The organism is Candidatus Rhodobacter oscarellae, from assembly GCF_001078595.1.
GTDB lineage: Bacteria > Pseudomonadota > Alphaproteobacteria > Rhodobacterales > Rhodobacteraceae > Rhodobacter_B > Rhodobacter_B oscarellae.
The window spans coordinates 177,466-189,801 of sequence record NZ_LFTY01000002.1 but is presented as its reverse complement, the minus strand read 5'-3'; the positions used below and the strand labels follow the sequence as shown (position 1 = coordinate 189,801).

At 61.8% G+C, this 12,336-nt stretch carries 11 protein-coding genes; 4 read left to right on the top strand and 7 right to left on the bottom strand.

The genetic code is table 11. The annotated features are described in order from the left end of the window. From AIOL_RS05950 to yajC, 4 genes are read right to left on the bottom strand one after another with little or no spacing between them, the layout of a single operon-like run. Positions 1-744 (bottom strand): sulfite exporter TauE/SafE family protein, encoded by a 744-nt coding sequence (locus tag AIOL_RS05950; RefSeq protein ID WP_235438911.1) that lies wholly within the window; start codon positions 742-744, stop codon positions 1-3. Between the two features lie 52 nt (positions 745-796). Continuing rightward, the gene (gene secF / locus AIOL_RS05945; protein WP_049642146.1) at positions 797-1,765 is read right to left on the bottom strand and encodes a protein translocase subunit SecF; all 969 of its coding nucleotides are present in this window, start codon (positions 1,763-1,765) and stop codon (positions 797-799) included. Positions 1,766-1,775: 10 nt separating this feature from the next. After that, positions 1,776-3,449 (bottom strand): protein translocase subunit SecD, encoded by a 1,674-nt coding sequence (gene secD / locus AIOL_RS05940; protein ID WP_049642145.1) that lies wholly within the window; start codon positions 3,447-3,449, stop codon positions 1,776-1,778. 12 nt (positions 3,450-3,461) lie between these two features. Then, the gene (yajC, locus tag AIOL_RS05935; protein ID WP_049642144.1) at positions 3,462-3,776 is read right to left on the bottom strand and encodes a preprotein translocase subunit YajC; all 315 of its coding nucleotides are present in this window, start codon (positions 3,774-3,776) and stop codon (positions 3,462-3,464) included. Positions 3,777-4,010: 234 nt separating this feature from the next. Between yajC and AIOL_RS05930 the strand changes: the two genes are divergently transcribed. The 4 genes from AIOL_RS05930 (at position 4,011) to AIOL_RS24880 (ending at position 8,869) form a co-directional block, all read left to right on the top strand. Beyond that, positions 4,011-5,915, top strand: coding sequence for a pentapeptide repeat-containing protein (locus tag AIOL_RS05930; RefSeq protein WP_049642143.1), 1,905 nt, complete (start codon positions 4,011-4,013; stop codon positions 5,913-5,915). Positions 5,916-6,032: 117 nt separating this feature from the next. Continuing rightward, complete coding sequence (gene serS / locus AIOL_RS05925) at positions 6,033-7,322, top strand: serine--tRNA ligase (RefSeq protein WP_049642142.1); 1,290 nt, start codon at positions 6,033-6,035, stop codon at positions 7,320-7,322. A 5-nt stretch (positions 7,323-7,327) separates the two neighbouring features. After that, positions 7,328-7,987, top strand: coding sequence for a phytanoyl-CoA dioxygenase family protein (locus AIOL_RS05920; RefSeq protein WP_049642141.1), 660 nt, complete (start codon positions 7,328-7,330; stop codon positions 7,985-7,987). A gap of 486 nt (positions 7,988-8,473) precedes the next feature. Next, complete coding sequence (locus AIOL_RS24880) at positions 8,474-8,869, top strand: hypothetical protein (RefSeq protein WP_152912388.1); 396 nt, start codon at positions 8,474-8,476, stop codon at positions 8,867-8,869. A 545-nt stretch (positions 8,870-9,414) separates the two neighbouring features. On the opposite strand, the gene AIOL_RS05915 is transcribed toward AIOL_RS24880, so the two are convergent. The 3 genes from AIOL_RS05915 to AIOL_RS05905 are packed head-to-tail and all read right to left on the bottom strand — an operon-like array spanning position 9,415 to position 12,321. Further along, positions 9,415-10,998 (bottom strand): chemotaxis protein CheW, encoded by a 1,584-nt coding sequence (locus AIOL_RS05915; protein ID WP_049642140.1) that lies wholly within the window; start codon positions 10,996-10,998, stop codon positions 9,415-9,417. Beyond that, entirely contained in the window at positions 10,995-11,480 is a 486-nt protein-coding gene (locus AIOL_RS05910) for a chemotaxis protein CheD (RefSeq protein ID WP_049642139.1), read from the bottom strand. The genes AIOL_RS05915 and AIOL_RS05910 overlap by 4 nt, the downstream gene beginning before the upstream one ends. 4 nt (positions 11,481-11,484) lie before the next feature. After that, positions 11,485-12,321: a CheR family methyltransferase gene (locus tag AIOL_RS05905; RefSeq protein WP_049642138.1), complete on the bottom strand. Its 837-nt coding sequence runs from the start codon at positions 12,319-12,321 to the stop codon at positions 11,485-11,487. Between the last annotated feature and the right edge of the window lie 15 nt (positions 12,322-12,336).

Sequence of the window (12,336 nt, the reverse complement as noted above, 5' to 3'; positions counted from 1 at the left end):
CTAGCCCCAGAATGGCAGGCCGCTCAGCGCGCTGGCGGCGATGATCGCATATGCGACCCTGCGATAAACCACCTCGCGCGCCGGGTCAAAGATCGCCGTGCCCACCAGGATGCCGACGATGTAGAGCGGCAGCAGCAGCGCGCCGATCACCAGTGGCTCGGGCACCAGGAAGCCGCGCAGCCAGAAGATCAGCAGCAGCGACAGGTCCGAGAGCCACAGAAACAGCAGCACATTGGCGCGGATCACCTCTGGGGGCAGCGGGCGCGCCATGTAGAACAGGATGACCGGCGGCCCGGGCAGCCCCGCCGCGCCGGCGAGAAACCCCGCCACCCCGCCGGTCCCAAAGACCATCGGCGGGCCGACGCTTCCGCGCCAGCGGAACCCGCTGATCAGGATCGCCAGCAGGCCAAGCGCCAGGACGGAGACCACGTAGCGGAACACATCCGGCGAGAGCTGCGTCAGCACCAGCACGCCCAGCGGCATGGCGATCAGCGCGCCCAGCGCCAGGCGCCCCAGATCGGCGCGATGCGCCGCCGCCCATGCCCGCGGCGCCGCCGGCAGCGGGCCAAAGAAGTCGAAGACCAGCATGGTGATCAACACCCAGACCGGCGGCAGCACCTGGCCCGCGATGGGCAGGTAGATCATCGCCGTGCCAAAGCCCGAAAAGCCCCGGACAAGCCCGGCCAGGGCGACGCCGAGCGCCAGCAAGCCAAGCCCTTCCGTTGCCCAGGCCTCTGCGATCACCTCCTCCACCCCTCATAGCGAGGACGCCCACAAAGGCGGAGGAGTGCGCGCGTCACGCGTCTACGTTGCCGAATTGGTTGCCCTGGTTGGCGTCAGGCTTGGACCAATCCCGCTTGGTGCCCAGCATCAGAAGGATGTTGGACGCCACAAAGACCGAAGAGTACGTGCCCACCACGACGCCCCAGGTCATCGCGAAGACGAAGCCGCGGATCACGTCGCCGCCCAGCACCAAAAGCGAGATCAGCGCGATCAGCGTGGTGCCCGAGGTCATCACCGTGCGGCTTAGGGTCTCGTTGATGGAGAGGTTCAGCACCTCCTGCATGGGTCGGACCTTGTACTTCACAAGGTTCTCGCGCACCCGGTCGAATACCACCACCGTGTCGTTCAGCGAGTAGCCCACGATGGTCAGCAGCGCGGCAATAATCGCCAGGTCGAACTGGATCTGCAGCAGGCTGAACACGCCGATGGTGATGATCACGTCATGCACCAGCGCGGCCACAGCGCCGAGCGAGAACTGCCACTCGAACCGCAGCCAAATGTAAAACAGCACTGCCCCGATGGCCGCCAGCACCGCCATAACAGCGGTCCAGATCAGCTCTCCCGAGACCTTGGGCCCCACGCTCTCGACGCTTGGGAAGGTCATATTGGGGTCAATCACCCGCAGGGCGTCTTGCACGGCGTTGACTGTCTCCGCCGCGACGCTCTCGTCGCCCTCCTGGGCCTGGATCTTCACCGTGGCGACGTTCTGCTCTGGCCCAAAGGTGGGATCGAAGACCTCGGTGATCGACACGTCGCCTAGGTCCAAGGGCGCAATCGCCTGGCGGTAAGTGCCCACGTCTACGGGCTGCGCGCTCTCGGTGCGGATGGTCGTACCGCCCTTAAAGTCGATCCCGTAGTTCAGCCCGATCACCGCCTCTAGGACCAGCGACAGCGCCACAAGGAAGATCGAGAAACCGAAGGTCAGCCGCGCGAACCGGAAGAAATCCCAATTGGTGTTCTCTGGAACAAGTCTCAGTCTCATGCCTCGTTCCTCACACGTTGATCGTTTTCGGTCGGCGCCGTTCGTACCACATCACGATCAGCAGCCGCGTCACGAAGATCGCGGTGAAGACGGATGTGATGATGCCAAAGCCCAGCGTGATCGCGAAACCGCGCACCGGGCCAGAGCCCATGACCCACAGGATGATCGCGGCAATGATGGTGGTGATATTGGCGTCGATGATCGCGCTCAGCGCCTTCTCATAGCCCAGCTCGATGGCGCGGCTTGGCCCCTTGGCGGTCTTCAGCTCCTCTCGAATGCGCTCGAACACCAGCACATTGGCGTCCACCGCCATGCCGATGGTCAGCACGATCCCGGCGATCCCCGGCAGGGTCAGCGTGGCGCCGATGGCGCTCAGCAGGCCAAAGATCATGCCCACATTCAGGATCAGCGCCACATTGGCCAGCAGGCCGAACCAGCCATAGCTCGCCGCCATGAAGATAAGCACCGCCGCAAAGGCCACCAAGCAGGCGATCCGCCCGGCCTCGATGCTGTCAGCGCCAAGCTCGGGCCCGATGGTCCGTTCCTCAAGGAACACCATCTCGGCGGGCAGCGCGCCGGCGCGCAGAAGCACCGCCAGCTCGGTGGAGCTTTCCACCGAGAAGTTGCCCGTGATGATGCCGGACCCGCCCGGGATATGGCTTTGGATCGTCGGCGCGGTGATCACCTCTTCGTCCAGCACGATGGCAAAGGGGTTGCCGATATTCTCAGCCGTGTATTGCCCAAAGATGCGGCCGCCGGTTGGGTTGAACTGAAAGTTCACCGCGGGGCGCCCGTTCTGGTCAAACGCGGGCTGCGCGTTGGTCAGGTTCTCGCCGGTGACCACGGGGGTTTTTTCCAGGATATAGAACTGCCCGTCATCGTCCAGCGAGGGGTAAATCACGTTGCGCGCGCCGGGGCTCTGGTCGCCGTTGCCGGTGACCGAGACCACGCTGTGAAACGTCAGCCGCGCGGTGGTGCCGATGAGGCGCTTGAGCTCCTCGGCGCTGCCAATGCCGGGCACCTGGATCAGGATCCGGTCGGCGCCCTGGCGCTGGATGGTGGGCTCGCGCGTGCCGACCTCGTCGATCCGGCGGCGCACGATCTCTAGGCTTTGCAGCAAGGTGCGCTCGGCGATGGCGTCGCGCTCGGCGTCGGATAGGGTGATCAGGATGTCGTTGCCGTCCGAGGAGACATCCAGGGTCTGCGCGCCCACCCCGGTCAGGGTGACCACGGGCTGCGACAGCGCACGCACGGCCTGCAGCGCGGCGCTCATGCCCGCGGGCTCGCTGATGCGCACCCGCAGCACGTCCAGTTTGCCGTCCTGGCGGCGGATGCTGCCCACCTGGTCGCGGATCTCGCGCAGCGCGTCGCGCACGCTGGGCCAAAGCCCGTCCAGCGTGCGCTCGTAGACGTCCCCCACCTGCACCTCGGCCAGAAGATGCGCGCCACCGCGCAGGTCGAGCCCGAGATTGACCAAGGTCGCGGGCAGAAAGCCCGGCCAGGCGTCCCGCGCCGCGGCCAATTCCGCAGGGATATCAGCGCCTTCCGGCAGCAGCTCGATATCGGCCAGCGCGTCGTTATGGCGCTCCACGGTGGTGTAGTTGAGGTTCGGCATGGCGAACCACAGCCCCATCGCGACCAGAAGCCAGATGAGAACGCGCCGCCATAGGGGGATCTGAAGCACGCGGGCTTACTCCTAAGCGGGTTCGGTCTTGCTGAGCACCTGGGCGATGGTGGTCTGCACCACGCGGACCTTCACGCCCTCGGCCAGCTCGACCTCTAACTCGTTGTCGTCCTTGACTTTTACGACCTTGCCGATCAGCCCGCCCTGGGTGACCACCTGGTCGCCGCGGCGCAGCGCCTGGACCATGGCCTGGTGCTCTTTGATCTTCTTTTGCTGGGGCCGGATCATGAAGAGGTACATGATCGCGAAGACCAGAACCATGGGGATGAGGATGCCGGCGCCGCCACCGGCTCCGGCGGCCTGGGCATAGGCGGGGGTTGCAAACATTAGTCGGTCCTTCGTTGTCAGGGGGCCCCGTCAGACGCGCTTGCCCCCCCTTTAGATTGGCGCGCACCCTAGGGTGTGCAAGGGGGGGACGCAAGACGAGTCGGGGCGAGAATCCGACGTCTGCAAAGCGTCGGCAAATCGTCGGACTTTTGTCGGGCAAGTGTATGGCACCGCCCCGGCTTGCCGAAGCCCCCCGGATCGGGCAATCTGGGGTTGTTTTCGGATGACCAAGTGATGAGCGACCACGCCCAGACCATCGAGCGGATCAACCAACTGACCCGTGCCGCGCGCGGCGGCTGGCTGAGCCTGCTGACCTTCACCGCCTTCGTGGGCGTGACGCTGATCGGGGTGAAGGACGCGGATTTTTTCGTGCCGGGCCGCCAGACCGACCTGCCGCTGATCGGCGTCTCGATCCCGACCTATCTGTTCTTCGTGCTCGCCCCGCTGCTAACCGCCGCGCTCTACGCCAACCTGCATTTCCACCTGATGAAGCTCTGGGACGCGCTGGCCCCGAACCGCGCCCCGGCCTTTGCCACGGGCAAGGAGCTGTCCGAGGCGATCGCCGCCAGCTTTATCGCCGACATGGCCCTGGCCTTTCGCCGCGACAAGGCGCTGCGCGCGCGCCCGATGCGGGGGATCACCGCCGCGCTGACCTTGGTGCTGGTCTTTGCCGCCGTGCCTGTGGTGCTGGGGTTTGTCTGGTGGTTTTCTTGGCCCGCCCATAACGAGCTTTTGACACTTATCGGCTGCGGCGTGCCGTTGCTGTTCACCTGGACCGTTGGGTTTGTCAGCTTTCGCCATATGCGGCGAATGATGATCGGGGGCACGGTCAATGGCCTGACGCATTCGCTCTGGGCGCAAACCTTGTTTGTTTTGATCGCCGCCGCGGTCGGTTGGTGGGGCTTTATCAAGACCGAGAACACGGTGGACCACTATGAACGCGTCTTGGCGGGCTATTCGGGCCTGCGTGAGGGGCAGAGCTCCCGCTGCTCTGACGAACCAGATCAATGCGTCGAGAATAAAGATGATTTTGACGAGACACTGAAAGCGAGAAGCTGGTCCGGTGTCATCTATACCAACAAAAAGGGCAAGAGCCTGCTCTACCCGACAGATTTGCAAGATGTCGATCTGGTCGGATTACCTGAGGACTGGCTAGACTACCAAAGCGCCCGGGAGGCTTATCGCCGAGATTGGTGCAAATCCCGCGCCGTGCCGCTGCCGATCTGCGGGGCGAAACCAGACGCCGGCGAAGAGCCCTCGGACCTTGGCAAAGAGGTTTTGGCCTCACGTCGCGCGGCTTGGTGCCAGCGCGCCATGGATAAAGAAAGTCCAAAGCACTGCGCACAGATCTTTGCGGATCAGGCGGCGGATTTTACCCAAGATTGGGAAACCCAACGACGGTTACAGGTTCAAGCCCTGCCAGATACCGACCTGCGCCGAAGAGACTTGCGCAACGCAAACCTCTCAAGCGCGCGGATGGAAGGGGCAGACCTCTCATTTGCGCGGATGGAAGGGGCAGACCTCTCAGCGGCGCGGATGGAAGGGGCAAACCTCCGAGAGGCGCGGATGGAAAGGGCAATCCTCTCACGCGCGCGGATGGAAAGGGCAATCCTCTCAAGCGCGCGGATGGAAGAGGCAATCCTCTCAAACGCGCGGATGGTAGGGGCAAACCTTTGGGGCGCGCGGATGGAAGGGGCAAACCTCACATTGGCGCGGATGGAAGGGGCAGACCTCTCAGGGGCGCGGATGGAAGGGGCAGACCTCACAGCGGCGCGGATGGAAGGGGCAATCCTCTTTGGGGCGCGGATGGAAAGGGCAATCCTCACATTGGCGCGGATGGAAGGGGCAATCCTCGTAACGGCCAAATTTAGTGAAGACACAGATTTCACCGGTGCAGCCGTCCAGTATGCAGCGATGAAATGGGGGAACTATGAGAGGGTAAACCTTAGTCAAGATCAAGTGAACGCGATGTTTGGTGATCGCTCGGTGATTTTGCCCGCAGGGATGAAATTCGAGGGACCGCACTATTTTGATGTGACGGGTTATCCGGCGCATTGGCTGGATACGGATGCGAATTACATAACCGAGTTCCTGCCCGCCTGGCGCGCCTGGCAAAAGGCGCAGGGCTACGCGCCGTAATCTTAAGGGCGGCGGCGGGACAAGTCCCGCCCTACGGGCGTCGCGGTTAGATCGCGCGTTGTCATCCTTGGTTAACCGGATTATGCGACGGCTACCGTATTCTAGGAGGCCAAGACGATGCACGACATCCGCATGATCCGCGACAACCCCGCTGCTTTTGACGCCGCTCTGGCGCGGCTTGGGGTCTCGGGCGCGTCGTCGGAGGTCCTGGCCGTGGACGGCAAGCGGCGCGAGGCGATCTCTGCCGCCGAGGCCGCGCAGGCCGAGCGCAACGCCGCCTCCAAGCAGGTGGGTGCTGCCAAGGCCAAGGGCGACGAGGCCGAGTTCGAGCGCCTGCGCGCCCTGGTGGGCGAGAAGAAGGACGAGATCGCGCGCCTGGAGGAGGAGGCCAAGGCGCTGGACGCCGCGCTGCGCGACCTGCTTTTGGGTCTGCCCAACCTGCCGCATGAGGACGTGCCCGACGGCGCGGACGAGGCGGATAACCGCGAGATCCGGCGCTGGGGCGAGGTGCCGGAGTTCGGCTTTGCACCCAAGGAGCATTACGAGCTGCCCTGCGCGCAGGGCCTGGATTTCGAGACCGCCGCCAAGCTGAGCGGGTCGCGCTTTGTGGTGATGACCGGCGCCATGGCGCGGCTGCACCGGGCGCTGGCGCAGTTCATGCTGGACGTGCACACCGAGGAGAACGGGCTGACCGAGGTGATCGCCCCCGTGCTGGTGCGCGAGGAGTGCATGTACGGCACCAACCAGCTGCCGAAGTTCGCCGAGGACAGCTATCAGACCACGAACGGCTGGTGGCTGATCCCCACCTCGGAGGTCACCCTGACCAACACCGCGCGCGAGGAGATCGTCGACGCCAGCGCCCTGCCCCGGCGCATGACCGCGCATTCGCAGTGCTTCCGCTCGGAGGCGGGCAGCGCCGGGCGCGACACCGCCGGCATGCTGCGCCAGCACCAGTTCGAGAAGGTCGAGATGGTCTCGGTCACGCACCCTGACGCTTCTATGGAGGAGCATGAGCGGATGACCCGCTGCGCCGAGGGCATCCTGGAGCGGCTGGGCCTGCCCTATCGCACCGTGGTGCTGTGCACCGGCGATATGGGCTTTGGCGCGCGCAAGACCCACGACATCGAGGTTTGGCTGCCCGGACAGGACACCTATCGCGAGATCTCGTCGGTGTCGGTCTGCGGCGACTTCCAGGCGCGGCGCATGAACGCGCGGTTCCGGCCCGAGGGCGGCGGCAAGCCCGAGTTCGTGCACACGCTGAACGGGTCGGGGCTGGCCGTGGGGCGCTGCCTGATCGCGGTGCTGGAGAACGGGCAGACCGCGGAGGGCGGGGTCACCCTGCCGCAATGCCTGCATCCCTATCTGGGCGGCAAGTCGCGGATCACGCCCGAGGGCGTGCTGGAGTAGCCTGAGTGGCGTCCACGCTCGCGACGGAGTTCGAGCGCACCGGGCGGCTCTGGCTGCGGCAGGCCATTGGCACAGATGCGGTGGAGGCACTGCGTCGGGGCTTGCCCGAGAACCCCGGCCCTGGGCAGAGAGTTGCGCGGGGCCATCCGTTGTTCGAAGCGTTGGAAGCGCAGGGCGTGAACCGGGCGGTGCGGCAAGGCTGGCCCGGGATGAAGCCCGTGCGGGTCCTGTGCTTCAACAAATCAGAGCGCACGAACTGGACGCTGCCCTGGCACCAAGACCGGGTGATCGCGGTGCAGGATCGCCATGACCTGCCAGGCTTCAAGAATTGGACCCGCAAGGACGGGATTTGGCACTGCGAGCCACCCTTCGAGATCCTCTCGCGGATGCTCTTTGTGCGCCTGCATCTGGACCCGAGCACGGAGCTGAACGGCGCGATGGAGATCGCGCTTGGGCACCATAGTTCGATCATCGCATCGCACCAGATGGGCGCAGCGGTGGAGCGCGGATCCCGAGAATTGACCACTGCCGCGGCGGGGGACATGTTGATCCTATCGATGCTCACACCGCACAGATCGCGCCCGGCACAATGCGCCGAGACGCGGCAAGTCGTGCGCATTGACTACGCTGACAGAGACTTACCGGACCCGCTGGCCTGGTGTTAGTTACTACCTGAGTTGAACGGGTCGGGGCGCGCCGGGGAGAGTACCTGAACGCGGCGCGCGAGAGAACGGGCAGACAGCGATGGGCGGGGTCACCCTGCCGCAATGCCTGCATTCCTGTCTGGGTGGCACGTCGCGGATCACGCCGGAGGGCGCATTGGTCTGACGCCAAGCCGAGGGCAAGCGCGTATCCAAGGGCTGGGCAGTGTCCGCGTTGGGCCCATCTTCACCGATGCTGCTCCCTGCCCGGATGACCGGTTTTTGAGGTGCGGCACCACAACCAAAACACGAACGCGTGCCACATATCAAACCGAGATTATCGCAGAAAGGGTTTTATTTTTGCAAGGCTGGGTTGAAACGAGCGGGCTAAATAGAAACTCGCGCCTAGCCAGCGAGTGCCATCATTTACTTGTGAATCGTTGTATTCGATGTTAGCAGTCTTTTTGTTCAGCATCTGCTGATTTAAACAAGAATGAAGGGCCATTAGGAATGAAAAACACGTATCTGGGTTTTCCACTTTTAGTTGTTTTGACTGCTTGTGCAGCAGGTCCATCGGCGAACAGCCCAGTGGCTTCAAATCGAGTGGTGACTGACGTTCTTTCCGATGGCGCCACAATTCTGGGTAGATATGATCCTGCGAGCTTCACAACAGCAAATGCCCGCAAAATGGCGTCATTTAGTTGCGAACGCGCGATCTTGGCTTCTTTTGGCGAGAGCGACGTGGATGGTCAAAGAGTATTTCAGGCGACGTGTCGCGATGGTACTGTTCATGGTGCGGGTTCCGGCGTGAACTTTGAAAGAACGGGTCCTAACAGTGTAACTTATTCTTCCGTTTTCAGCCTTAATGGCAAAATTACCTTCGCTGAAGGTGATTTTCCACTCTGATGCGCTCTGTCAGTTAAAAGTTGATTCGTAACTTCCTCCTAATGCAACTGTGGCAGGAGTTTCGTTCGGGCCTTCATCTTTCGGAACGCGGTTGATCATGGCCTGAACGCGGCGCGAGAGAACGGGCAGACGGCGGCGGGCGGGGTCACCCTGCCGCAATGCCTGCATCCCTATCTGGGTGGCACGTCGCGGATCACGCCGGAGGGCGCATTGGTCTGACGCCGTGTCGCCACGCGGGCGCAAATCTAGGAACTGGGCAATGTCTGCGGGGACCTCAAGGTTATTATGGCTTGGCACATCGGTTTCGTCTGGTAATCCGCTGGGCTGAGATGTAACGCACGCGACTTGAACTGACGGACATTCAGCTTGCGACGCTGAGATCGAAGATCTGGAGAGGTCTCTTATGGAGTTTCTCCGAAGAGCAAATTCCGATCCGGTCGAGTTCCTGACACTGCAATCTCTTTTGCAGCTTCAGGACGGCAATAGAAGACTGCCCCCCAAGCGCGCCATCCGCGGGGCCGCCAGCAAAGGACTAAGATCGCGCCTTAGGTCAAAGTGGCCGCCTGCGCCTTTGCCAAGCTCCGTGCGACCAATGCCGACGGATCCAATACCATTATGATGTCGGCATCATCGCTGTCGCCGAGGCTGAGGCAGCCCTCCATATCCCGCGAGATCTCCTGACCGGAGCTGCCGTCGCCAATTTTTGGCGAGTTCATAAGTTGCTGGTCGTTCGTCATCATGATCTCGTCGATCGAGTCCACCAAGATCGCGTATTTTGTTCCTTTATGTGTGAAGATTAGGATCTTCTCTTCGCCGCTTGTGACGGGCTCCATGCCATATAGCAGCCTGGGGTTGATAAGCGTTATCAGCTCGCCGCGCAGCTTGATGATCCCTTCGACGAAGGGCAGCCGATAGGGCGGGGCAAGCAGTTTCTCCGGTCGGTTGATGACCTCGCTCACGCAGGTCATGTCAACGGCGAAGGCGGAACCGATACTGACAACGATGAATGTCTTGCGCTGGACGTTTACCTGGCGCGTCGACTCCTTCTCGCTCTTGTGATCCACGACGTAGATCTGGCGGCATGCCTTGGCGGTTCTGGCAATGCTGTCATTGTTCACCAGCTTGTCGGGGTCGATCATCAACACCAGGCCGGCCTCATCATCGACGATGCAGCCACCGACGATGTCATTCCGCGGGAGCGCTACCTTCGCGAATGCCACAATATCCCGCTCGTAATAGGGTATGATGCTGTCGATCGAGTAGACCATGAACCCAATCGGTCCGTTGGGCGAGTTCAATATGATAATCTTGCGACCAACAAGTTTCTTGAGGTTAAGATTACTGGATGACTCGCCGCCCACATGTCCGCGAAAATCAACCACAGGCAATACCGTGCCGCGCAGGTTGGCGGTACCAAGCACCGCCCCATGCGCAAAATGGGATTGGTCAATCTCCATCATCTCGGTGATTTCTTGGACGTGACGCAGGTCAAGCGCAAAGCACGTGTGCCCGAGTTGGAAGGAGATACAGTTCCGTCTGGTGCCGAGCATGTTTCGGGCTGACGCCGTGTCCTTAACCGCCGGCGCCCGTGGCACTTTCTCGAGGCAAAGTATCTCATGCGGGTCGATGATCTGCACGATCCTCTTGCCGTCGTCAAAGCGCAGCACCCCCTCGACGACAACGTCTTTGCGCTCTCGTTCGATCTTGCGGAAATCGGTGTGCACGGCGTCCTTTTTGTGGAGCAGCTCGCCGGTGGCGTCAAACATCAGGCCAATGCTCAGATCGCCATTGCTGATGATCGCGACCTTGCGGATCTCTGTTGAATTGACCTCTGGAAAGCCAAGGAACCTTCGCAGATCTACAATCGGGATGATGTCGCCGCGCAGGTCGAACAATCCCAACAGGTGGTCTGGCGCCAGGGGGACAGCGGATACCGCGTCGGGTTGGTTCACCACCTCTTGCAGGGAATCCGCCGGAATGGCGAATTCGGTGTCCTCGATCCAAAATGAGCCGTAAATCTCGTCCAGAACCTCGGCAGCACCCGCCGGGTCGGCGGGTGGATCCGCCGGCATATCCACGCGGGTGGCGCCTTCGATCATGGCAATGGGCGTGTTCATATCAGCGGTCATTCTTTCGTTCCCAGTCTAGGAATCGTGGCGATCGTGTATTCGCGGGTTGCACAGTCGATCGAGACCTGCCGGCCCAAAACGCCGCCAAGATCCTCATGTGTCAGCCTCAGCCCCGCTGCCTTTATCGCTTTACGCGCGAATTCGGCGTTGGTCGTCCCCACAAGTCGCTTTGGATCAGTGTCCGCCGGTAGGGACATATTCGCGCCGCCGCAGAGCACGACTTGCAATCGGCGCCGCTCGCTGTCTTCCACCTCCATCAAAGACAACAGCGACACAATCGCCTGGTCGACATGGCGCGCGCCGATCTTTTCCGTGACATCCCCTTTGCTGGCAAGCAGGCAATGCGCCAGACCGCAGATGTTCTTGTCGCGATGAATGAACATAACCCCAACGCAAGAGCCGAGGATTGCCGTCAGGATGTCGCCCGGCTGTCCGGTATGCACCTGGCCAATCTGGACGTGGATCTTCTTTGCGCGCTCCATGGCACTAAACGGCGCCGGGCCGATAGATCATCGGCGCTATCTGGTGGAATTGTGTGCGCATTCCTTTGAGGGTTTCACTCTCGCCGATGATCAAAATCCCATCAGGGTGCACCGCATTATGGACATGGGCCAGGATCTTTTCCTGATCCTCCTGCTTGAAGTAGATCAACACGTTGCGCAGAAAGACCGCGTGAAACGGGCCGTCCTTGCTTTGCGCGTCAATCAAGTTGTGACGCTTGAATGTGATGCGCGATTTGATCTCTGCAGTGACCTTATAGCCGTCCTGATCGTTCCCATGCATGTGCTGGGCGAAGAGATCAGGCTCTAGCTTTCGGAACCGCGCGATGGAGCGGCCGTTATAGACGCCGTTCTGAGCCGTTTCCAAAACCCGCGATGAGATGTCGGTGCCAACCACCCGGTAGTCAAACCCTGGATGCGCCTGACGCTGATCCTCCAGCACGATGCCCAGAGTGTGCCCCTCTTCCCCGGTTGAGGACGCGCCCGACCAGACCTTGACCGTGCCGCTTGAACGTTTCGACAGGATCCCGGGCAGGTATTCCTGCCGGAAATACTCCCAGACCCGCGGCGTCCGATAAAAATAGGTCTCATTCGTTGTGACCCGATTTATCATCTGCTGCACCTCGGATTGGTCTTCCGAAAGGCGCGAAATATAGGCCTTAAAGTCCGGCTCATCCGTCTCGCGCAGTCGCGGGCGCAATCTGCTATGCAGCATCGACTTGCGGCTCTCGCCAATCGTGATGCCTGTGTGTTGATGAATGATCTTGCACAGCTTGGCAAAGTCTCCTTCGCTTAGAGCTGCGTCGGGTTGGGTCTGCTCCATAGTCGTACTCATTCG

What these genes read in the sequence shown, in the direction of transcription:
- secF (WP_049642146.1), bottom strand. Translation starts at nt 1,765, where the DNA reads ATGAGACTGAGACTTGTTCCAGAGAACACCAATTGGGATTTCTTCCGG.
- yajC (WP_049642144.1), bottom strand. Translation starts at nt 3,776, where the DNA reads ATGTTTGCAACCCCCGCCTATGCCCAGGCCGCCGGAGCCGGTGGCGGC.
- AIOL_RS05930 (WP_049642143.1), top strand. Translation starts at nt 4,011, where the DNA reads ATGAGCGACCACGCCCAGACCATCGAGCGGATCAACCAACTGACCCGT.
- serS (WP_049642142.1), top strand. Translation starts at nt 6,033, where the DNA reads ATGCACGACATCCGCATGATCCGCGACAACCCCGCTGCTTTTGACGCC.
- AIOL_RS24880 (WP_152912388.1), top strand. Translation starts at nt 8,474, where the DNA reads ATGAAAAACACGTATCTGGGTTTTCCACTTTTAGTTGTTTTGACTGCT.
- AIOL_RS05915 (WP_049642140.1), bottom strand. Translation starts at nt 10,998, where the DNA reads ATGACCGCTGATATGAACACGCCCATTGCCATGATCGAAGGCGCCACC.
- AIOL_RS05910 (WP_049642139.1), bottom strand. Translation starts at nt 11,480, where the DNA reads ATGGAGCGCGCAAAGAAGATCCACGTCCAGATTGGCCAGGTGCATACC.
- AIOL_RS05905 (WP_049642138.1), bottom strand. Translation starts at nt 12,321, where the DNA reads ATGGAGCAGACCCAACCCGACGCAGCTCTAAGCGAAGGAGACTTTGCC.